This window comes from Paraburkholderia sp. J7 (genome assembly GCF_905220155.1).
In the GTDB taxonomy this organism is placed as follows: Bacteria; Pseudomonadota; Gammaproteobacteria; order Burkholderiales; family Burkholderiaceae; genus Paraburkholderia.
Genome location: NZ_CAJMYZ010000036.1, coordinates 38546 through 59659, shown reverse-complemented (window position 1 = coordinate 59659; position 21114 = coordinate 38546). Strand labels below are relative to the sequence as shown.

Below are 21114 nucleotides of genomic sequence, written 5' to 3'. Positions count from 1 at the left end.
ATTGGCGCCCGACTCACTGCTGAGCCAAAAACTTCGTCGCCAGGTGCACCCAAAACGACGATCCCACCGGCAGCAGTTGATCGTTAAAGTCATAGCTCGCGTTGTGCAGCATGCACGGGCCTGCACCATGGCCCGCATCCCGGTGACCACCTTCGCCGTTACCGAGAAACGCATAGCACCCGGGCTTCTCGAGCAGCATGAACGAGAAGTCCTCGGCGCCCATGGTGGGTTCGACGTTCGCGTCAACGTGGTCGGCGCCGACCACCTCCCGCATCACCTCCGCGGCAAACTGTGCCTCCGCGCTGCTGTTCACCGTCGGCGGATAATTGCGATGAAAAGCGATGTCGACCGAGCAGTCATACGCCTCAGCCGTGCTCTCGGCGATCTTGCGCAGCCGCGACTCGATCAGATCCAGCGTTTCCGTCGTGAAGGTACGCACTGTTCCCGCGATCCATGCGGTGTTCGGCACCACGTTGACCGCATCGCCGGCATGAATCTGCGTGATCGAGAGCACGGCCGTATCGAGCGGCTTCTTGCTGCGCGTGATGATGCTCTGCAACCCGTTCGCGATCTGCACCGCGGTGAAAACCGGATCCCGGCCATTGTGCGGCAACGCGGCGTGCGAGCCTACGCCATTGATTTCAATGCGAAATTCGTTGCTAGAAGCCATAATCGGCCCTTCGGTCACACCGAAGTAGCCAGCCGGCATGCCGGGCCAGTTGTGAATACCGAAAACGGCGTCCACGGGAAATTGCTCGAAGAGGCCATCGTCGATCATGGCTTTCGCGCCAGCACCGCCTTCTTCAGCGGGCTGGAAAATGAAGACGATCGTGCCGTCGAACTGTCCGTGCCGCGCGAGATGTTGTGCTGCGCCAAGCAGCATCGCGGTGTGGCCGTCGTGGCCGCACGCGTGCATCTTGCCTTCGTTGCGCGAGCGATGATCAAACGTGTTGAGTTCCTGGATCGGCAAGGCGTCCATATCGGCGCGCAAACCGACCATGCGCTTGCCAGTGCCGCGCTTGAGCACACCGACAACGCCGGTCTTGCCCATGCCACGATGCACTTCAATGCCCCATTCTGTGAGTTTTGCCGCGACGAGGTCGGAGGTTTGAGTTTCTTCGTAGCGCAGTTCGGGGTGTGCGTGGATCGTTCGTCGGAGGCCCTGGATTTCGCCTTGGGCGGCCTGGATTTCCGGAATCAGTTTCATGGCGGACGGTGCTCGAAAAGTGGGCGCCCGGCCTTTGTCTCCAAATCAGGCCGGGTCTAGACAAACCATTCTACGCCGAACCTTTTTTTTCGCGCCAACCCCCTGGGTGCGGACAGGGCGCGCGCCCTGGACATAATAAAATTGCACCCACGACAGAACGCCTCACCCACGGATTTCCGATGAACGCCCCAGCCGAATTTGCCCGCGAATTTGCCCGTGCAGTTTGCCCGCACGATTGTCCCGATACCTGCGCAATGCGCGTGACCGTTGAAAATGGCCGGGCAATCAAAGTGAGCGGCGACCCGGATCATCCGCCCACCCAGGGCGTGCTGTGCACGAAAGTGACCCGCTATGCCGAGCGAGTCCATCACCCGAAGCGTTTGACGCAGCCGATGAAGCGGGTTGGACGCAAGGGGGAAGGGCGTTTCGAGCCGATCAGTTGGGACGAGGCCACACGGATCGCCGCTGAACGCCTGGGCGAACTCGCGCAGCGTGCACCCGAAGCAATCCTGCCGTACAGCTATGCCGGTACGATGGGGCTCGTTCAGGGCGATAGCATCGCACAGCGCTTCTTTCACAAGCTTGGCGCGTCGCGTCTCGATCGCGCGATCTGCGCGGCGGCGGGCGCCGCCGGCCTGCGTTATACGTTTGGCTCGAGCCTCGGCATGCTCACGGAGTATTTCGCAGAAAGCGAGTTGATCCTGATCTGGGGCGCTAACCCGATCGCGTCGAACCTGCACTTCTGGACTCGCGCGCAAGAAGCGAAACGCAACGGCGCGAAGCTGATCGCGATCGACCCGTATCGCTCGCTGACGGCCGAGAAATGCCACCAGCACATTGCGCTCAAGCCCGGTACAGACGGCGCGCTCGCGCTCGGCATGATGCACGTGCTGATCACCGAGGACCGGCTCGACCACGATTACATTGCGGCCCATACCCACGGCTTCGACGCGTTGAAGGCGCGCGCGCTCACCTACACGCCGGCGCGCGTCGCCGGGATCTGCGGCATCGAGGAGCAGGTCGTCGTCGATCTTGCGCGCCTCTACGCCTCGACGCGCAAGGCGGCAATCCGCATGAACTATGGCCTGCAACGCGTGCGCGGCGGCGGTAACGCCGTGCGTGCCATCGCCTGTCTGCCCGCGCTGACCGGCGCGTGGCGCGAGCGCGCCGGCGGCGTGCTGCTTTCGTCGTCGGGCTGGGCCCCCGTCGATACGAACGCCCTCCAGCGCCCCGATCTGATTCCGGGCTGGCCGCAGCATCAGCCGCGTATCATCAACATGAACCAGATCGGCGACGCGCTCACGCACGCAGGCGACGCCGCATTCGGGCCGAAGGTCGAAGCGATCGTCGTCTACAACTCGAATCCGGTTGCGGTTGCGCCCGAGTCGGCGAAGGTCGCAGCCGGCTTTGCGCGCGAGGACCTCTTTACCATCGTGCTCGAGCAGTTCCAGACCGACACCGCCGATTACGCCGACCTGCTGCTGCCTGCCACGACCCAGCTTGAACATCTCGACGTTCACAAGTCCTACGGCCACACGCACATCATGGCGAACCTGCCGGCCATTGCGCCCGTTGGCGAGGCGCGGCCGAATACCGAGATTTTCCGTTCCATCGCGCGCGCGATGGGCCTGACCGAGCCGGCGCTGTTCGAAAGCGACGAAGACGTGGCGGCCCGCGCATTCGACTGGATCGATCCCGCGCTAGGCGGCGCCGACTGGGCCGCGCTCAAGCGCGAAGGCTGGCTAGAACTGAACATTCCCGAAGCGCCGTTTGCGAACGGCGGTTTTCGCACGCCCACGGGCAAATGCGAGTTCCATAGCGAGGCGCTTGCGAAGGCCGGGCTCGATCCGCTGCCCGACTACCTGCCACCGCACGAGTCGGCGGACGGCGCGCCCGAGCTTGCCGCGCGCTATCCGCTCGCGATGATCTCGCCGCCCGCGCGCAACTTTCTGAACAGCACCTTCGTGAACGTGGAGAGCCTGCGCGCGACCGAAGGCGAGCCGCACGTGGACCTTCATCCGGCCGATGCCGCCCGCCGCGAGATTGCCGACGGCGACGAGGTTCGCGTATTCAACGACCGCGGCTCGATGCGCGCGCGGGCGCGCGTGACCGACCGGGCGCGCAGCGGCCTCGTGGTGGGCTTGTCGATCTGGTGGAAGAAACTGGCGCCGGACGGCCGCAACGCCAACGAAGTGACGAGCCAGGCGCTCACCGACCTGGGCGGTTCGGCGACTTTCTACGATTGCCTCGTCGAGGTCGAGCGCATCTGAAAGCGCTTCATGGCATAGCTAACGGCCCCGCGACGCCCGTTCGAGGGGCCTTTCTAACTCGCTGATTTGCTGACATAAAAGCTGGGTCGCCATGCTACGATCCAATTTTTTAGCACGACCATTCGAAAAATCAAGGAGGAGACGCTGCATGGAAAAAGTCTGGCTGAAATCGTACCCGCCCGGCGTTCCCGCTGAAATCGACGCGAGCCGTTACGCGTCCATCACGGCGCTGCTCGAAGAGAGCTTCAGTGAATTCCGTGCAAAGCCCGCCTTCGCGTGCATGGGCAAGACGATTACCTACGGTGAGCTGGACCAACTCTCCCAGCGTCTGGCCGCATGGTTTCAGTCGCGCGGTATTGCACGTGGCGCGCGCATCGCGCTCATGATGCCCAACGTGCTGCAGTATCCGGTCGCGCTGGCAGCAGTACTGCGCGCGGGCTATGTCGTCGTCAACGTGAACCCGCTCTACACGCCGCGCGAGCTCGAACACCAGTTGAAGGACAGCGGCACAGAAGCGATCGTCGTCCTCGAGAACTTCGCCGGGACCGTGAGCGCGGTCATCGCCAATACGCGCGTGAAGCACGTGCTGGTCGCAGCGATGGGCGATCTGCTTGGCGCGAAGGGCTTCGTCGTCAACTTCGTCGTGCGGCGCGTGAAGAAGATGGTGCCCGCCTGGAGTCTGCCCGGCCACGTGCGCTTTAACGACGCACTCGCCGAAGGTGCACGCAAAGGCTTCAAGCGCGTCGAGCAGACGCCCGAGGACGTCGCCTTCCTTCAGTACACGGGCGGCACGACCGGTGTGGCCAAGGGCGCGACGTTGCTGCATAGCAACCTGATTGCCAACGTGCTGCAGTCGGCGGCATGGACCGAGCCCGCGCTTGCGAAACTGCCATCCGGTACGCAGCCGGTGACGGTCGCGGCGTTGCCGCTCTATCACGTGTTCGCGCTGACCGTTTGCGGGCTGCTGACGCTGCGCACCGGCGGTCTCGCGATTCTGATTCCGAATCCGCGCGACATCGGCGGCATGATCAAGGAACTGCACGGCTACTCGATCACGTGTTTTCCTGCGGTCAACACGCTCTACAACGCGATGCTCAACCATCCGGATTTCGCCAATCTGGACTTCACGCACCTGCTCGTTGCAAACGGTGGCGGCATGGCCGTGCAGGAAGCCGTGGCCAAGCGCTGGTACGAGCGCACGCATACGCCTATCGTCGAAGGCTATGGGCTCTCGGAAACCTCGCCCAGCGTGACCTGCAATCCGGTCACGGCAACGGAATACACCGGCACGATCGGCTTGCCTTTGCCCTCCACTGAAATCTCGATTCGTGACGACGCCGGCAACGAGCTGCCGATTGGTGAAGCCGGTGAGATTTGCATCCGCGGGCCGCAGGTGATGGCGGGCTACTGGCAGCGTCCGGAAGAAACGGCGAAAGTCATGACGCCCGACGGCTTCTTCAAGTCGGGCGACGTCGGGCTCGTGAATGCGCGCGGCTACATCAAGCTCGTCGACCGCAAGAAGGACATGATTCTGGTCTCGGGCTTCAATGTCTATCCGAACGAAGTCGAGGACGTCGTGGCGAAGCTGCCGGGCGTGTTCGAAGTGGCGGCGGTGGGTGTACCCGACCAGAACTCGGGCGAAGCGGTGAAGCTCTATATCGTCAAGAAGGACCCGGCGCTCACCGACAAGGACGTGTTCGACTACTGCAAGACTCAGCTCACCGGCTACAAGCGGCCGAAGATCATCGAGTTCCGCAACGATCTGCCCAAGAGCAACGTCGGCAAGATCCTGCGCCGCGAGTTGCGCGACGGTCGCGCCTGAACGCGAAAGAACGAAGCGAAAGGCTAGCGAGTTATAAGCGAAAAAAGCGGCCTGCCCGTCGAGGGCAGGCCGCTTTTTTTTGCCGTGCGCGCCGGCGCGAAACAAGGCGTCGCGCCAAAGAAAAAAGGCGCCCGGAGGCGCCTTCGAGGTTACAGCGAATGTTCTTATTAGAACTTGTGACGGATACCAACGCGAGCCGTGAACACGTTGTTCGTGCTCGACGGCGTCAGGTTGTTGATCGACGCGACAGCCGACGAACCGAGCGAGTCCGTACCCGTTGCGTGCTGGTACACGCCGATCAGGTAGACGTCCGTGCGCTTCGACAGGAAGTAGTCCGTGCCCAACGCGTACTGGAAGTACTTCGCGCCGCTCTGGCTCGAGCCGTTCGCCAGCGTAACGCTGCTGCCGTCCGTGTAGTCGAACGCGAAGCCAGCCAGCAGAGCCGGGGTGAACTGGTACTTGAAGTTCGCTTCGACGTTGTTGAACGTAGCGTTCGAACCACGCTGATAGCGTGACGCGGCCACACCCGTGGTCGTACCCAGATCGCGGAAGCTGACGTTCGAATACGTCAGGCCGAACGTTGCTGCGCCAAACGTGTAAGCGCCGCCTGCGCCGATGACCTGGTACGTGTTGGCGGTCGAGAAGCCGCCGTACACGGTGCTAGCCGAAGTAGCTGCGTTCGAGAGCGGCGTGCTGGTGGAGCCATTGTTGAACAGGCCGCCAAAGTTGTTCGGCGTGCGTGCGTTCAGGTAACCAACACCGAGGACGAGGGGGCCGTTGTTGTAACCAGCGCCCAACGACCAGATCTGGTTTTGCGTGAAGTTGCCTGCCTGGCCACCGAAGCTATACGTGCCGCCGAACGTCAGGCCAGCGTAGTTCACGCTGGTGAACTTGACCGTGTTGTTCGTGCGGTAGGCGTTGTTGAAGTTGTCCAGGTCTTGCGGGTGAGCCACGATGTAGCCGCCCCACTGATCGCCTGCTTCGAGCGGGCCGACATAGTCGACGACGGAGTCGTACTGGCGACCCAGCGTGACCGTGCCGAACTGCGAGCTCGAGAGGCCGACGTACGCTTGACGGCCAAACAGCAGGCCACCCTGGCCGAGCTTGCCGTTGTTCACGTCAAAACCATTTTCGAGTACGAAGACTGCCTTCAAGCCGCCACCGAGGTCTTCAGCGCCGCGCAGGCCGAAACGGCTGCCTTGCAGAACGCCGCTCGACAGGTTGTACAGGTGCTTGCCACCGTAGTTGGTGTTGATGTTGAAACCTTCGTCGATGATACCGTACAGCGTGACGCTGCTCTGAGCGTGAGCAACGCCCGCGAACGCGCCCAGCGCAGCCAGCGCGAGAAGCGACTTCTTCATTGAATGATCTCCAGTGTTTGCGAATCTTTTGCGTCTTTTAACAAGACCGGTTTTTTATAGTGCGGGGTCCTGTCCTTCGAACTTCGCGAGAAGTTGCCACGTAATGTAACAAAAGGGTTAATAGTCACAAAGGAAAAGCCAGGGCACCGCTAAGTACCTGTTTCGTTTACACAACATGGTCTAGAATACGCGGCTATCTATCGGCGCTGCCCCGGATTGACGGAACTCCGTGAGTTTGTGTAGTGGTGGGAGGGCAGTCCGGGCGCGCGGGAAATTCCGGCTCGCCGAAGAAACAAATGGGAGGCTGGATGCTGCTAGACGACTTGATTACCGAATTCGACCGGGGCCTGCGCTCCCTCACCGGCGTGTCGCGCATGACGCGTCCGATGCCGCAGCCTTCCCCCGTTACCATCGAAGTGACGCCCGAGGGCGAAGCCGCGCCGGCCGGCAGCGAACTCACGGCCGCCGAGCGCACGCATGCCGCCGGCCTCATGCGCGTGAATCATGTGGGTGAAGTGTGTGCCCAGGCGCTGTATCAGGCGCAAAAAATCTCGGCGCGCTCACCCTCGCTCAAGGCTGCCTTCGAGCAGGCCGCGCGCGAAGAAGAGGATCATCTTGCGTGGACCTCTCGCCGTCTGCAGGCGCTCGACTCGCGTCCGAGCCTGCTCAATCCGCTTTGGTACGCTGGCGCGCTCGCGATCGGCTTTGCCGCCGGCCGCCTCGGCGACAAGGTGAGCCTCGGCTTCATGGCCGAAACCGAGCGCCAGGTCGAGCATCATCTCGACAGCCATCTCGATAGCCTCCCGCCCGCCGATCTCGAGTCGCGTGCGGTCGTCGAGCAAATGCGTGCCGACGAAATCGCGCACGCGAAATCGGCCGCCGATCTGGGCGGAGTCGAATTGCCGTTGCCAGTGCGTTCGCTTATGCGTGTAGCATCGAAAGTCATGACGCGCACGGCCTATTACATCTGATTAGACGACTTGGGCCGGCAATCGCTGTCGGCCCAAACCCGTATTAATCTTTCAGAGCTTTCAGCCCCCCGGTTTTAATCCCCGCAAGCCCCCGCTCGATCCCGCCATAGGCCGTTTATCGCCGCGCTTTTCACGTATCACCTTCAGAACCTGCGTTAGCTCATTCATTCATAACGGTTTTTGGCTTTTGTCGCGACTTCAACAAGTGCCGCTAAGTCCTTGTTCTAGCGGATAAATTTCGTCAAAAAACGTCCGGTCTCCCTTGACCCTCGTTGGGCGTTCCTCTAAAGTGGGAGACAGTGTGAGAAAGTGTATTTTTGTGTGATTTCAGGCGCGTATTCAGGTAGATTTTCCGAGATTTAGGCGGGCGGCGAAAAGCGCCGCATTAGGGGGAGCAAATTGTTCCAGGGGGCGTCGGCGCTGACACTCGATGCGAAAGGACGGATGTCTATTCCGTCCCGCTATCGGGAAGCGCTGCAACAACAGGCAGAAGGACGGGTGACGATCACCAAGCACCCGGACGGCTGCCTGTTGCTATTTCCGCGCCCCGAATGGGAAGTGTTCCGCTCGAAAGTCGCCGCCTTGCCGATGGACGCGCACTGGTGGCGCCGAATTTTTCTCGGCAATGCGTCCGACGTCGATGTCGACAGTGCGGGCCGCGTACTCGTCTCACCTGAATTGCGTCTGGCGGCAGGAATGGAAAAGGAAGTCATGCTGCTCGGCATGGGTAGTCATTTTGAGTTGTGGGATGCGCAGACCTACGCCGCCAAGGAACAGGCGGCGATGGCTCAGGGCATGCCCGACGCCCTGAAAAATTTCACGTTCTGATCGCGGTTAAAAAGCTATGGCATCTGCGATGGGACAGGGACTGCAGCATCGCACGGTGCTGCTAGACGAAGCGGTCAACGCGCTGATCACGCGCGCGGACGGCATTTATGTGGACGGCACATTCGGCCGCGGCGGGCACAGTCGCGCGATCCTCGCTCGCCTCGCAGAGGCGGGGCGGTTGATCGCGTTCGACAAGGACCCGCTGGCAATCGCCACGGCGCAAACCGTTGGCGACGCGCGGTTTTCGATCGTGCATGAGAGTTTTGCTTCGCTGCGCGACGAGCTCGCGTCGCGCGGGGTAGGGCGTGTGTCGGGAGTGCTGCTGGACCTTGGCGTGTCGTCGCCGCAGTTCGACGATCCGCAGCGCGGTTTCAGTTTCCGCGCAGATGGCCCGCTCGACATGCGGATGGACCCGACGCGCGGCGAGTCCGCCGCTGACTGGCTCGCTCGGGCCACGGTGCAGGAACTGACGGAGGTAATTCGGGATTATGGGGAAGAACGGTTTGCTTTTCAGATTGCAAAGGCGCTTGTTGCTCGCCGGGCAGAGTCCGACCGTCTCGGGCCTCTCGACAGCACGGGCGAGCTTGCCCAAATCGTGGCTAACGTCGTCAAAACCCGTGAGAAGGGTAAGGACCCGGCAACCCGCACCTTTCAAGCTATACGGATTCACGTCAATCAAGAGCTTGCGGAGCTGCAGGTCGTTCTAGAAGCAGCACTGTCGTTGCTGGAACAGGGGGGGCGGCTGGTGGTCATCAGCTTTCATTCGCTCGAAGACCGGATCGTCAAGCGGTTCATGCAGGCGCATTCGACTGCGCCGGCGGTGGACCGCCGCTTGCCGATCCGCGCCGTCGACCTGCCGAGCCCGCCGCTCAAGCTGCTCGGCCGCGTGTTCGCGAGCGACGAGGAAGTCGCCGCGAACCCGCGCGCCCGCTCGGCCGTGATGCGCACCGCGGAGCGCGTCACGCCATGAATCGTCTGAACATCTTCCTGCTGATCGTCGTCATGGGGTGCGCGCTTTCCGTCGTGAACGCCACCAATCAGCAGCGCCAGATCTTCATCCAGTTGCAACGCGCGCAGTCGCAGGAGCATCAGCTTCAGCAGGACTACGCACAGCTTCAATATCAGCAAAGCGCGCTGTCGAGAACGTCGCGCATCGAACAGATCGCCACCGACTCGCTCAAGATGCAGCCTGTCACGACCGGACGCACGCAATATCTGACGCTCGCGCCCGGCAGCGCCAGTGCCGTCGACGCTCCCGTGCCGACCTCGGCGCCCGCGCAGGGCGCCGCGCCCACGCCTGCCCGCCGCGGAGGCACGCGATGAAAAAGGACAATCGCCGCAAGAGCGTCGCCTTTAGCGCCAACCCCATTCTCTCCGTGCGCCTGCCGATGTGGCGCTCGAAGCTCGTCGTGTTCCTGCTGTTCATGGCGTTCGTCGCGCTTGCCGCGCGCGCGTTCTGGATTCAGGGCCCGGGCAACGCGTTTTATCAGAAGCAGGGCGAAAGCCGCTACCAGCGCACGATCGAGTTGCCGGCCACGCGCGGCAAGATTCTCGACCGCAACGGGCTCGTGCTCGCCACGAGCTTGCCAGTGCGCGCAATCTGGGCGATTCCCGAAGCCGTGCCCGACGATCTCGGTGCCGACAAGCTCAACCAGCTCGGCACGCTGCTCGGCATGAACACGAAAGAGCTGCGCGCGAAGCTCTCCGAAGACAAGACGTTCGTCTATGTAAAGCGCCAGGTGCCGCTCGATGTCGCGCAGCAAGTGACGGCGCTCGACATTCCCGGCGTGTATCAGCGCAACGAGTACAAGCGCTTCTATCCGGAAGGCGACGTCACCGCGCACTTGATCGGCTTCACCAACGTCGAGGACGAAGGCCAGGAAGGCGTCGAGCTGTCCGACCAGAAGGTGCTCGCGGGCGTGCCCGGCATTCGCCACGTCATCAAGGACCGCATGGGTCACATCATCGAGGACGTCGACGAAACGGTCGTGCCTCACGATGGCAAGGACGTCGAACTGTCGATCGACAGCAAGATCCAGTACATCGCCTATTCGAACCTGAAGGCCGCCGTCGAGAAGTTCAAGGCCAAGGCCGGCGCGGCGGTGGTGGTGGACGTGCGCACGGGCGAAGTGCTCGCGCTCGTGAATTATCCGACCTACAACCCGAACGACCGCTCGCACCTTACGGGCGAGCAGTTGCGCAACCGCATTCTCACCGACGTGTTCGAGCCGGGCTCGATCATGAAGCCGTTTACGGTGTCGCTCGCGCTCGATCTGCACCGCGTCTCGCCGAGTACACTGGTGGATACGGGCCCGGGCCACTTCACGCTAGACGGCGCGACCATCACCGACGACGCGGCGTTCGGCGTCCTCACGGTCGGTGGCGTGATCCAGAAGTCGAGCAATATCGGCGCGACGAAGATCGCGATGACGCTCAAGCCCGAAGAAATGTGGGACATGTACACCAGCATCGGTCTCGGTCAGGCGCCGAAGGTCGGGTTCCCCGGCGCGGCGGCGGGCCGTCTGCGTCCGTGGAAAAGCTGGCGCCGCATCGAGCAGGCGACGATGTCCTACGGCTACGGCCTCTCCGTTTCGCTGTTCCAGCTCGCGCGCGCGTACACGGCGATCGCGCACGACGGCCAGATTCTGCCGGTCACGATCTTCCGCCACGCTGGCGACACGCAACCCGTGCAGGGCACCCAGGTCTTTGCGCCGACCACGGCGCGCGAAGTGCGCACGATGCTGGAGAGCGTGGTGTCGAAAGACGGCACCTCGCCCGACGCCGCCGTGCCCGGCTACCGCGTGGGCGGCAAGTCCGGTACGGCGTACAAGCATGGTCCGCACGGCTACGATCATTCGAAGTACCGCGCGTCGTTCGTCGGCATGGCGCCGATGCCGAATCCGCGCATCGTCGTGGCCGTCACGGTCGACGAACCGACTGCTGGCAGCCACTTCGGCGGCGCGGTGTCGGGTCCGGTGTTCTCGGGCATCGTCGGCGATACGCTGCGCTCGCTCAACGTGCCGCCGGATATGCCGGTGAAGCAGCTCGTCGTCGAAGACAATAGCGCCGCCGCTTCGGCCCCGGCCGTTGCGAACGCGCCGGCTGCGCCAGTGAAGCGCGTGGCGAACGCACCTGCAAACAAGAGCACCGCAGCTGCGCATCACATGACCGTCGCGGACAACGCGAAAAATCGACCCGGAGTCGTCCGATGAGCGCCACGCGCAACCAGCATCCCGCGCAACGGCAGATCGCGGACGCGCTCGCATGGCTGCGCGCGCACGTCGCGCCCGCGGCTGGCCTGCACGCCGACACGCGCTCGCTCAAGCCGGGCGACGTGTTTCTCGCTTACGCCGTCGAGGGCGCGGACAATCGCCCGCACATCGCGGGCGCCATCGAGCGTGGCGCCTCAGCCGTGCTGTATCAGCCGGAAGGCTATACGGGCGAGAAGCTCGACGCGTCGATCGCGCTCGCCGTGCCGCAACTCGACGCGCTCGCAGGGGAAATCGCCAGCGGCTGGTACGGCGACCCGAGCGATGCGATGCTCGTGGTCGGCGTGACGGGCACGAACGGCAAGACGTCGTGCAGCCAGTGGATCGCCTCGGCGTTCACGGCCATCGGCCAGAAGTGCGCGATCGTCGGCACGCTGGGCACGGGTTTTCCGGGCCAACTCGTGCACACGGGCTTCACCACGCCCGATGCGCCGCAACTGCAGCGCAGTCTCGCGCAATTGCGCGGCGAAGGCGCACAGGTTATTGCGATGGAAGTATCCTCGCACGCGCTGCATCAGGGCCGCGTCAACGGTACCTCGTTCGACATCGCCGTTTTCACGAATCTCACGCAAGACCATCTCGATTATCACCACACGTTCGAGGCCTATGAAGCCGCGAAGGCGCGCCTGTTCGCGTGGCCGGGCCTGCGTGCGGCGATCATCAATGCCGACGACGCGGCGGGTCGCCGCCTGATCGCCGCCACGCGCGGCAAGGCGCGCACGATCGCCTATGGCGTGGCAACGCCTGCCGCCGACGCACCCGTTGCCGACGCCTGGCTGCGCGCGAACGATGTGCGGGCGACCGCTACGGGCACGGCGTTCCACCTGGAAACGTCGGACTGGGGCGAGGCGCAAGTCGAGGTGCATGTTCTCGGCCTCTTCAACGTGAGCAATCTGCTCGGCGTGCTCGGGGCGCTGCTTGCTGCGAATGTGCCGCTCCTCGCCGCGCTCAACGAGATCGCGAAGCTGCAACCGGTGAACGGCCGCATGGAGCGCCTTGGCGGCCGCGCCGACCACGACGAGCCGCTCGTCGTGATCGACTACGCGCATACGCCGGACGCGCTCGAAAAAACGCTCGAAGCGCTGCGCCCGATGGCAGCCGCGCGCGGCGGGCAACTCATCTGCATGTTCGGCTGCGGCGGCGATCGCGACGCGACCAAGCGCCCGCTCATGGGCGCGATTGCGGAGCGCCTCGGCGATCAGGTTGTCGTGACGAGCGATAACCCGCGCAGCGAATCGCCCGCCGCGATCATCGACCAGATCGCGCAAGGCATGCGCGAGCCCGCGAAGGCGCGCCGCATCGAGGACCGCGCGAGCGCGATCCTGCAAGCGGTGCGCGGCGCGGCGCGCGAGGACGTCGTCTTGCTGGCCGGCAAAGGCCACGAGGCGACCCAGGAAATCATGGGCAAGAAGCGCGCGTTCTCCGATCAGGACCACGCGCGGCTTGCACTCGCCGCTCGTGCCACGCACGGGCGCGGAGGTGGTGAATGACGATGCTTTCCCTGCGCGAAGCCGCGGCGTTGATTCCCGGCGCGAGCGTGCTCGGCGACGAGAACGCGACGTTCGAGCGCATTTCGACCGACAGCCGCACCACGGGCCCCGGCGATCTCTTCGTCGCGCTCAAGGGCGACCGCTTCGACGCGCACGACTTTCTCGGCGAAGTGGCGAACCGCCACGTGAGCGCTGCGCTCGTTTCGCGCAGCCCCGGCGACTGGCGCATTCCCGCGCTGCGCGTGGACGACACGCGCAAGGCGCTCGGCGCGCTCGCGCTCGGCTGGCGCCGCCGCTTCTCGATGCCGCTCGTCGCCGTGACGGGCAGCAACGGCAAGACGACGGTCAAGGAAATGATCGCGTCGATCTTCGCGGCGGCCGTTGGTGAAAATTTGCGTCTTGCGACTACCGGAAACCTCAATAACGACATCGGCGTGCCGTTAACGTTGCTGCGTTTGAGCGGCGCTCATCGGCTGGCCGTCGTCGAACTCGGCATGAATCACCCGGGCGAGACTGAGTTGCTCGCGAAATTCGCCGAGCCGACGGTCGCGGTGGTGAACAACGCGCAGCGCGAGCATCAGGAATTCATGGCAACGGTGGAAGCCGTCGCACTCGAGCATGCGAGCGTGATCCATGCGCTCAAGCCCACGGGCGTCGCAGTGTTTCCCGCTGACGATGCTTACGCGAGCATCTGGCGCGTGGCGGCAACGGGGTCGCGCATTCTCGACTTCGCGCTGCATACGCAGACGAGCGCGGTCGAAGCGGCCGTCACCGGCAAGCTGGGTGGCAACCGTCTCGCGATCTCGACGCCGGAAGGTCATCTCGACGTGGAGTTGAAGGTGCTGGGCGCGCACAACGCGCACAACGCGCTTGCGGCCACGGCGGCGGCGATTGCGTCGGGCGTATCGCTCGAAGCGATTGGCCGCGGGCTGGAGGCGTTCGAACCGGTGAAGGGCCGCTTGCAGGTGAAGCGCGCGGCGCTCGGCGAGTTGGCAGGTGCAACCGTGATCGACGACACCTACAACGCGAATCCTGACTCGGTGCGTGCGGCGATCGACGTGCTCGCTTCGAGCGTGTCGCCGCGCGTGCTCGTGCTGGGCGACATGGGCGAAGTCGGCGACGACGGTCCCGCGTTTCACCGCGAGGTGGGCGCTTACGCGAAGGAGCGCGGCATCGACGCGCTCTACACGCTCGGCGACGCAGCGCGTGACAGCGCAGCGGCGTTCGGCGCGCAGGCGCTGCATTCGGCGGACGTGGGCGAACTCGTGCGCTCGCTGGCTGGCGCCGGTTACGGCGCCGGCGCAGTGATTCTCGTGAAAGGCTCGCGCTTCATGCAGATGGAGCGCGTGGTGGCGGCTTTGACGAATCCGCAAAACCCTGCACCGGACGCCAAGTCCGGTGCGCACTGAAATACTAAGGAATACAAGGCATGCTACTGGCGCTGGCGCAATGGCTGCAGAATGACGCAAGCTTCTTGCGCGTGTTCAGTTATCTGACGTTCCGTGCGGTGATGGCCACCATCACCGCGATGGCGATCGGGCTTTTCCTCGGCCCCTGGGTGATCCGCAAGCTCACCGCAATGAAGGTCGGCCAGGCCGTGCGGACGGACGGCCCGCAAACTCACCTCGTGAAGTCCGGCACGCCCACCATGGGCGGCGTGCTGATTCTGCTGGGCATCGCGGTGTCCACCTTGCTGTGGGGCGACCTCACGAACCGCTTTATCTGGATCGTGATGCTCGTCACGTTCGGCTTCGGCGCGATCGGCTGGGTCGACGACTATCGCAAGGTCGTCTACAAGGACCCGCGCGGCATGTCTTCGCGCGAAAAGTACTTCTGGCAGTCGGTGATCGGCTTGTTCGCGGCGGTGTACCTCGCGTTCAGCGTATCCGAAGCGAGCAACGTGCGCGTGTTCGATCTCTTCATGGCGTGGGTGCGCAGCGGCCTGTCGATGGGTCTTCCCGCACGCGCCGACCTGCTGCTGCCGTTCCTCAAGTCGATCAGCTATCCGCTCGGCGTGTGGGGCTTCATCGCGCTCACGTACTTCGTGATCGTCGGCGCGAGCAACGCCGTGAACCTCACCGACGGCCTCGACGGTCTCGTCATCATGCCCGTCGTGCTGGTCGGCGCGTCGCTCGGCGTGTTCGCCTATGTGATGGGCAGCTCGGTCTATTCGAAGTATCTGCTCTTTCCGCACATTGCCGGCGCGGGCGAACTGCTCATCTTCTGCTCGGCGATGGGCGGGGCAGGGCTCGCGTTCCTCTGGTTCAACACGTATCCGGCGCAGGTGTTCATGGGCGACGTGGGCGCGCTCGCGCTCGGCGGCGCGCTCGGAACCATTGCGGTGATCGTGCGTCAGGAAATCGTGCTCTTCATCATGGGCGGCATTTTCGTCGCGGAGACGCTCTCCGTGATGCTCCAGGTCACCTGGTTCAAGTACACGAAAAAGCGTTACGGCGAAGGGCGCCGCATCTTCAAGATGGCGCCGCTGCATCACCATTTCGAGCTGTCTGGCTGGAAAGAGACGCAGGTTGTCGTGCGTTTCTGGGTCATCACGCTGATGCTGTGTCTGATCGGTCTGTCCACGCTCAAGCTGCGTTGAGCCTTTAAACACAAGGGAAGCAAGCGATGTTTGGCGAGAAGTTTCGGGATCGGCAAAAGCCGATGGTGCTCGTGCTGGGACTCGGGGAATCGGGTCTCGCGATGGCGCGCTGGTGCGCGCGGCATGGTTGCCGCCTGCGCATTGCCGACACGCGCGAAGCGCCGCCGAACTTGCCGGAACTCGCCGCGCGCGGCATCGACGCCGATTTCACGGGCGGCCCGTTCACGACCGCGCTGCTCGACGGCGTAGAACTCGTGGCGATCAGTCCTGGCCTCTCGCCGCTCGCGGAGGATCTCGTGCCGCTGATCGCGGCGGCGCGCGAGCGCGGCATCGAAGTGTGGGGCGAACTCGAACTCTTTGCTCAGGCGCTGCGTCATCTCGGCGAGAGCGGCTACGCACCGAAGGTGCTGGCGATCACAGGTACGAACGGCAAGACCACCACGACGAGCCTCACCGGCATGCTCTGCGAGCGTGCGGGCAAGCGCGTGGCGGTGGCAGGCAACATCAGCCCGGCCATGCTCGACAAGCTCGCCGAAGCCATCGACAACACCGCGCTGCCCGACGTCTGGGTGCTCGAGCTGTCGAGCTTCCAGCTGGAGACGGCGCATACGTTCGAGCCGGACGCCGCAGCGGTCCTCAACATCACGCAGGACCACCTCGACTGGCACGGCGGTCTCGACGCCTACGCTGCCGCGAAGGGCCGCATCTTCGGGCCGCGCACGACGCGTGTGCTCAACCGCGACGACGCGCGCGTCATGTCGCTCGCGAGCGTGAAGGCGAGTGGCGACGCGAAGGTCGTGACCTTCGGCCTGAACGAGCCTGAGAGCGACGGCGACCTGGGTCTGCTGCGCGAGAACGGCATGCAGTGGCTCGTGCAGGCTCACGATCTCGACCCGGCTGATGTGCCTGTGTCCCCGCGTCGCCGCAAGCAGCAGGAAGCGGCGCCGGTGAATCTCGGCATGAAGCGTCTCATGCCCGCCGACGCTCTGCGCATTCGCGGCCTGCACAACGCGGCGAACGCGCTCGCGGCGTTTGCGCTCACGCGCGCGATCGACCTGGCGCCCGCGCCGCTGCTCCATGGCTTGCGCGAGTATCGCGGCGAGCCGCATCGCGTGGAGCTGATCGCGTCGATCGACGGCATCGACTACGTGGACGACAGCAAGGGCACGAACGTGGGCGCGACGGTTGCGGCGCTCGACGGCCTCGCGCAGCGCGCGGTGCTGATCGCCGGCGGCGACGGCAAGGGCCAGGACTTCGGCCCGCTCGCGGCGCCGGTTGCGCGCTGGTGCCGCGCCGTGATGCTGATCGGCCGCGACGCGCCGAAGATCCGCGCGGCGCTCGAAGAAACGGGCATCGCGATGAGCGACCACGCGACGCTCGAAGACGCCACGCGCGCGGCCACGGCGCTTGCGCAACCCGGCGACGTCGTGCTGCTCTCGCCTGCGTGCGCAAGCTTCGACATGTTCAAGGGCTACGCCCATCGCGCGGCTGTGTTCCATGACACGGTGGAAGAAATCGCCGCAGAACGGGGGACGATGATATGAGCTGGTCCGAGCGATTCGGTGCGCGCCTCTCGCGCGAAGGCGGTCAGGCCGGCGGTTCGTCGGGCGGCGGCGCGCGTTCGGGCGGTCTTGCGAGCGTCGTCAACGGCGTGCGTCCCGGCCGCTCGCGCATGCTCGACTACGATCACTCGCTGCTTTGGGCCGTGATCGCGCTGCTTGGTCTTGGCGTCGTGATGGTCTACTCGGCCTCGATCGCGATGCCCGATTCGCCGAAGTACGCCTCGTACCGCGACTGGGCGTTTCTCGTGCGCCACATCGTTTCGCTCGCGATCGCCACGGTCGCGGCGCTCATCGCGTTCCGCATTCCCGTTTCCACGTGGGACCGCTACGCGCCGAAGCTCTTTCTCATCGCGCTCGCCATGCTGGTGGTCGTGCTGATTCCGCACATCGGCAAGGGCGTGAACGGCGCGCGGCGCTGGATTCCGCTCGGCGTCACGAATATGCAGCCGTCGGAAATCATGAAACTCGCCGTGACGATCTACGCGGCGAACTACACGGTGCGCAAGCAGGAATACATGCATAGCTTCGCGAAGGGCTTTTTGCCGATGGCATTTGCCGTGGGTGTGGTCGGCGCGTTGCTGCTGCTCGAGCCCGACATGGGCGCGTTCATGGTGATCGCCGCGATCGCCATGGGCGTGCTGTTCCTCGGCGGTGTGAACGGCAAGCTGTTCGGCGGTCTCGTCGCAACGGCCGTGGGCACCTTCACGCTGCTCGTGTGGGCCTCGCCGTGGCGTCGCGAGCGGATCTTCGCGTACCTCGATCCGTGGGACGACCGCTACGCGCAGGGCAAGGCGTACCAGCTCACGCACTCGCTGATCGCGTTCGGCCGCGGCGAATGGTTCGGCGTGGGTCTCGGCGGCAGCGTCGAGAAGCTCAACTATCTGCCGGAAGCGCACACCGACTTCATTCTCGCCGTGATCGGCGAGGAACTCGGTTTTGTCGGCGTGCTCGTCGTGATCCTGCTGTTCTACTGGATCGTGCGCCGCGCGTTCGAGATCGGCCGCCAGGCGCTCGCGCTCGACCGCACGTTCGCGGGCCTCGTCGCCAAGGGTCTTGGCGTGTGGTTCGGCGCGCAGGCCTTCATCAACATGGGTGTGAACCTGGGACTGCTGCCGACCAAGGGGCTCACGCTGCCGCTCGTGAGCTACGGCGGCTCGGGCATCCTGTTGAACTGTGTCGCAGTGGCGCTGCTGCTGCGTGTCGATTACGAGAACCGGGTATTGATGCGTGGGGGCAAAGTATGACCGCAGCAACGCGCACGCTCATGGTGATGGCCGGTGGCACCGGGGGACACGTGTTCCCGGGTCTCGCCGTCGCGCATCGCATGGAGCAGTGGGGCTGGCGCGTGGTGTGGCTCGGCAATCCCGCAGGCATGGAAGCGACGCTCGTGCCCAAGCACGGCATCACCATGGAGTACGTGCGCTTTGGCGGCGTGCGCGGCAAGGGCATCAAGACCAAGCTGATGTTGCCGCTGAACCTGCTGCGCGCGTGCATGCAAAGCCTCGCGGCGTTGCGCCGCGTGAAGCCCGATGTCGTGCTCGGCATGGGCGGCTATATCACGTTCCCGGCGGGTGTGATGAGCGCACTTTCGGGCCGTCCGCTCGTGCTGCATGAACAGAATTCGATTGCCGGTCTCGCGAACAAGGTGCTCGCGAAGCTGGCCAAGCGTGTGCTCGTGGCGTTTCCGGGCGCGCTCCCGAACGCCGAGTGGACGGGCAACCCGATTCGCGAGGCACTTGAACACGTCGACGCCCCGGCGGCGCGCTATGCGGCGCGCAGCGGTCCGCTGCGCGTGCTCGTGGTGGGCGGCAGTCTCGGCGCCACGGCGCTCAACGAAGTGGTGCCGCGCGCACTGTCGCTGCTCGCGCCTGAAGAGCGTCCGCACATCGTGCATCAGGCGGGCGCGAAGCACATCGACGCCTTGCGTCAAAACTATCTCGACGCCGGACTCGAACTGAATGACACGGTGCAGCTCGTGCCGTTCATCGACGACATGGCGAGCGCGTACCGGAACGCGGACCTCGTGGTCTGCCGTTCGGGCGCAATGACGGTGGCCGAGATCGCGGCAGTGGGCGTGGCGGCATGCTTCGTGCCGTTCCCCTACGCCGTGGACGACCACCAGACCACCAACGCCGCGTTCCTTGCCGACAAGGACGCAGCGCTCGTGGTGCAACAGCGCGACCTGACGGCGGAAGGACTCGCCGACTGGTTGCGGCATCAGACCAGAATATCGCTGGCGGAAATGGCCGGGCGCGCCCGCGCGCTCGCGAAACCCGACGCCGCCGATCAGGTCGCGCGCATCTGCGCGGCCGTGGCGGGCGTAAGTGCGGGAGGAAAGCAATGAAACACATCGTCAAACATATCCATTTCGTCGGCATCGGCGGCGCGGGCATGAGCGGCATCGCCGAAGTGCTCGTCAATCTCGGCTATCAGGTAAGCGGCTCGGACCTCGCGAGGAACGCGGTCACCGATCGACTCGCCGCGCTCGGCGCGCGCATCGCGATCGGCCATGCCGAAGAGAACATCGAAGGCGCCAATGCCGTGGTCGTTTCGACCGCGGTGCGCAGCGACAACCCCGAAGTGCTCGCGGCGCGCCATCGTCGCATTCCCATCGTGCCGCGCGCCGTGATGCTTGCGGAACTGATGCGCCTGAAACAGGGCATCGCGATCGCGGGCACGCACGGCAAGACCACCACGACTTCACTCGTGGCGAGCGTGCTGGCGGCGGGCGGGCTCGATCCGACCTTCGTGATCGGCGGGCGGCTCATCAGCGCGGGCGCGAATGCGCGTCTCGGCACGGGCGACTTCATCGTGGCGGAAGCCGATGAATCCGATGCGTCGTTCCTGAACCTCTTCCCGGTGATCGAAGTCATTACGAACATCGACGCCGATCATATGGACACCTACGGGCACGACTTCGCGCGCCTGAAGCAGGCGTTCATCGAATTCACGCACCGCCTTCCGTTCTATGGCATTGCCGTGCTGTGCGTGGACGACCCGAACGTGAAGGAGATTCTGCCGTTCGTCTCGAAGCCGATCATTCGCTACGGCTTTGCATCCGACGCGCAGGTGCGCGCAGTGAACGCGGTCGCGCGCGACGGCAAGATGTACTTCACGGTGATGCGCGAAGACGCGCCGTCGCTCGACATCGTGCTGAACCTGCCGGGCACGCACAACGTGCAGAACGCGCTGGCCGCGATTGCGATCGCGACCGAACTCGAAGTGAGGGACGCCGACATCCAACGCGCGCTCGCGGAATTCAACGGCGTGGGCCGCCGTTTTCAGCGCTACGGTGAGATTCCCGTCAACGGCGGCGGTGCCTGGACGTTGATCGACGACTATGGCCATCACCCGGTGGAAATGGCGGCGACCATTGCAGCGGCGCGCGGTGCGTTTCCCGACCGGCGTCTCGTGCTGGCGTTCCAGCCGCACCGCTATACGCGCACGCGCGACTGCTTCGAAGACTTCGTGCGCGTGCTCTCGACCGTCGATGCGCTCGTGCTGACCGATGTCTATGCAGCCGGCGAAGCGCCGATCGTCGCCGCGGATGGCCGCGCGCTCGCACGCGCGATTCGTGTGGCGGGCAAGGTCGAGCCGGTATTCGTCGAGACCGTGGATGAAGTGCCGGAGGCGCTCGCGGCAGTGGTGCGCGACGGCGACGTGGTGATTACGATGGGCGCGGGTTCGATCGGCGGTGTGCCGGGCCGGATCGCAGCCCAGGAACAGAAGGCGTGA

16 protein-coding genes are annotated in these 21114 nt (G+C 64.5%); 14 read left to right on the top strand and 2 right to left on the bottom strand.

Annotation, left to right across the window (positions count from 1 at the left end; all coding sequences use genetic code 11):
* Nucleotides 1-13 precede the first annotated feature (13 nt).
* Nucleotides 14-1207: a M20 aminoacylase family protein gene (locus U5A58_RS37220; RefSeq protein WP_321965080.1), complete on the bottom strand. Its 1194-nt coding sequence runs from the start codon at nucleotides 1205-1207 to the stop codon at nucleotides 14-16.
* A gap of 179 nt (nucleotides 1208-1386) precedes the next feature.
* On the opposite strand from U5A58_RS37220, the gene U5A58_RS37215 reads away from it, so the two are divergent.
* Nucleotides 1387-3477 carry a molybdopterin oxidoreductase family protein gene (locus tag U5A58_RS37215; protein WP_321965079.1) on the top strand — a complete coding sequence of 697 codons (2091 nt, stop codon included), beginning with the start codon at nucleotides 1387-1389 and terminating at the stop codon, nucleotides 3475-3477.
* 148 nt (nucleotides 3478-3625) lie between these two features.
* Nucleotides 3626-5299 carry a long-chain fatty acid--CoA ligase gene (locus U5A58_RS37210; protein ID WP_321965078.1) on the top strand — a complete coding sequence of 558 codons (1674 nt, stop codon included), beginning with the start codon at nucleotides 3626-3628 and terminating at the stop codon, nucleotides 5297-5299.
* A 167-nt stretch (nucleotides 5300-5466) separates the two neighbouring features.
* Here the strand turns inward: U5A58_RS37210 and U5A58_RS37205 are convergent, their stop codons facing one another.
* Nucleotides 5467-6660 (bottom strand): porin, encoded by a 1194-nt coding sequence (locus U5A58_RS37205; protein WP_321965077.1) that lies wholly within the window; start codon nucleotides 6658-6660, stop codon nucleotides 5467-5469.
* A gap of 308 nt (nucleotides 6661-6968) precedes the next feature.
* Here U5A58_RS37205 and coq7 point away from each other — a divergent pair, with 308 nt between their 5' ends.
* The 12 genes from coq7 (at nucleotide 6969) to murC (ending at nucleotide 21114) form a co-directional block, all read left to right on the top strand.
* Nucleotides 6969-7631, top strand: a complete 663-nt coding sequence (coq7, locus tag U5A58_RS37200; RefSeq protein ID WP_321916796.1) for a 2-polyprenyl-3-methyl-6-methoxy-1,4-benzoquinone monooxygenase — start codon at nucleotides 6969-6971, stop codon at nucleotides 7629-7631.
* 399 nt (nucleotides 7632-8030) lie between these two features.
* On the top strand, nucleotides 8031-8459 hold the full coding sequence (mraZ, locus tag U5A58_RS37195; protein ID WP_028207782.1) for a division/cell wall cluster transcriptional repressor MraZ: 429 nt from the start codon (nucleotides 8031-8033) through the stop codon (nucleotides 8457-8459).
* A gap of 28 nt (nucleotides 8460-8487) precedes the next feature.
* A complete protein-coding gene (gene rsmH, locus U5A58_RS37190) occupies nucleotides 8488-9429 on the top strand; it encodes a 16S rRNA (cytosine(1402)-N(4))-methyltransferase RsmH (protein WP_321965076.1) in 942 nt (313 codons plus the stop codon).
* Nucleotides 9426-9782 (top strand): cell division protein FtsL, encoded by a 357-nt coding sequence (gene ftsL / locus U5A58_RS37185; RefSeq protein WP_158758689.1) that lies wholly within the window; start codon nucleotides 9426-9428, stop codon nucleotides 9780-9782. The genes rsmH and ftsL overlap by 4 nt, the downstream gene beginning before the upstream one ends.
* The gene (locus U5A58_RS37180) at nucleotides 9779-11671 is read left to right on the top strand and encodes a penicillin-binding protein 2 (protein ID WP_321916792.1); all 1893 of its coding nucleotides are present in this window, start codon (nucleotides 9779-9781) and stop codon (nucleotides 11669-11671) included. The genes ftsL and U5A58_RS37180 overlap by 4 nt, the downstream gene beginning before the upstream one ends.
* On the top strand, nucleotides 11668-13218 hold the full coding sequence (locus U5A58_RS37175) for a UDP-N-acetylmuramoyl-L-alanyl-D-glutamate--2,6-diaminopimelate ligase (protein WP_321965075.1): 1551 nt from the start codon (nucleotides 11668-11670) through the stop codon (nucleotides 13216-13218). Before U5A58_RS37180 ends, U5A58_RS37175 begins: the two co-directional genes overlap by 4 nt.
* Nucleotides 13215-14627: a UDP-N-acetylmuramoyl-tripeptide--D-alanyl-D-alanine ligase gene (locus tag U5A58_RS37170; protein WP_321965074.1), complete on the top strand. Its 1413-nt coding sequence runs from the start codon at nucleotides 13215-13217 to the stop codon at nucleotides 14625-14627. Before U5A58_RS37175 ends, U5A58_RS37170 begins: the two co-directional genes overlap by 4 nt.
* A gap of 20 nt (nucleotides 14628-14647) precedes the next feature.
* The gene (gene mraY, locus U5A58_RS37165; protein WP_028207787.1) at nucleotides 14648-15817 is read left to right on the top strand and encodes a phospho-N-acetylmuramoyl-pentapeptide-transferase; all 1170 of its coding nucleotides are present in this window, start codon (nucleotides 14648-14650) and stop codon (nucleotides 15815-15817) included.
* A gap of 26 nt (nucleotides 15818-15843) precedes the next feature.
* Entirely contained in the window at nucleotides 15844-17361 is a 1518-nt protein-coding gene (murD, locus tag U5A58_RS37160) for a UDP-N-acetylmuramoyl-L-alanine--D-glutamate ligase (RefSeq protein ID WP_321965073.1), read from the top strand.
* A complete protein-coding gene (gene ftsW / locus U5A58_RS37155) occupies nucleotides 17358-18623 on the top strand; it encodes a putative lipid II flippase FtsW (RefSeq protein WP_233882959.1) in 1266 nt (421 codons plus the stop codon). The genes murD and ftsW overlap by 4 nt, the downstream gene beginning before the upstream one ends.
* The gene (gene murG / locus U5A58_RS37150; protein ID WP_321916786.1) at nucleotides 18620-19723 is read left to right on the top strand and encodes an undecaprenyldiphospho-muramoylpentapeptide beta-N-acetylglucosaminyltransferase; all 1104 of its coding nucleotides are present in this window, start codon (nucleotides 18620-18622) and stop codon (nucleotides 19721-19723) included. The genes ftsW and murG overlap by 4 nt, the downstream gene beginning before the upstream one ends.
* A complete protein-coding gene (gene murC, locus U5A58_RS37145; protein ID WP_321965072.1) occupies nucleotides 19720-21114 on the top strand; it encodes a UDP-N-acetylmuramate--L-alanine ligase in 1395 nt (464 codons plus the stop codon). Before murG ends, murC begins: the two co-directional genes overlap by 4 nt.

Bases quoted from the DNA above. Each gene is read 5' to 3' on its own strand.
- rsmH (WP_321965076.1), top strand. From the start codon at position 8,488: ATGGGACAGGGACTGCAGCATCGCACGGTGCTGCTAGACGAAGCGGTC.
- U5A58_RS37170 (WP_321965074.1), top strand. From the start codon at position 13,215: ATGACGATGCTTTCCCTGCGCGAAGCCGCGGCGTTGATTCCCGGCGCG.
- U5A58_RS37210 (WP_321965078.1), top strand. From the start codon at position 3,626: ATGGAAAAAGTCTGGCTGAAATCGTACCCGCCCGGCGTTCCCGCTGAA.
- murD (WP_321965073.1), top strand. From the start codon at position 15,844: ATGTTTGGCGAGAAGTTTCGGGATCGGCAAAAGCCGATGGTGCTCGTG.
- coq7 (WP_321916796.1), top strand. From the start codon at position 6,969: ATGCTGCTAGACGACTTGATTACCGAATTCGACCGGGGCCTGCGCTCC.
- U5A58_RS37220 (WP_321965080.1), bottom strand. From the start codon at position 1,207: ATGAAACTGATTCCGGAAATCCAGGCCGCCCAAGGCGAAATCCAGGGC.
- U5A58_RS37215 (WP_321965079.1), top strand. From the start codon at position 1,387: ATGAACGCCCCAGCCGAATTTGCCCGCGAATTTGCCCGTGCAGTTTGC.
- U5A58_RS37205 (WP_321965077.1), bottom strand. From the start codon at position 6,660: ATGAAGAAGTCGCTTCTCGCGCTGGCTGCGCTGGGCGCGTTCGCGGGC.
- ftsW (WP_233882959.1), top strand. From the start codon at position 17,358: ATGAGCTGGTCCGAGCGATTCGGTGCGCGCCTCTCGCGCGAAGGCGGT.
- U5A58_RS37175 (WP_321965075.1), top strand. From the start codon at position 11,668: ATGAGCGCCACGCGCAACCAGCATCCCGCGCAACGGCAGATCGCGGAC.
- mraY (WP_028207787.1), top strand. From the start codon at position 14,648: ATGCTACTGGCGCTGGCGCAATGGCTGCAGAATGACGCAAGCTTCTTG.
- ftsL (WP_158758689.1), top strand. From the start codon at position 9,426: ATGAATCGTCTGAACATCTTCCTGCTGATCGTCGTCATGGGGTGCGCG.
- murC (WP_321965072.1), top strand. From the start codon at position 19,720: ATGAAACACATCGTCAAACATATCCATTTCGTCGGCATCGGCGGCGCG.
- murG (WP_321916786.1), top strand. From the start codon at position 18,620: ATGACCGCAGCAACGCGCACGCTCATGGTGATGGCCGGTGGCACCGGG.
- U5A58_RS37180 (WP_321916792.1), top strand. From the start codon at position 9,779: ATGAAAAAGGACAATCGCCGCAAGAGCGTCGCCTTTAGCGCCAACCCC.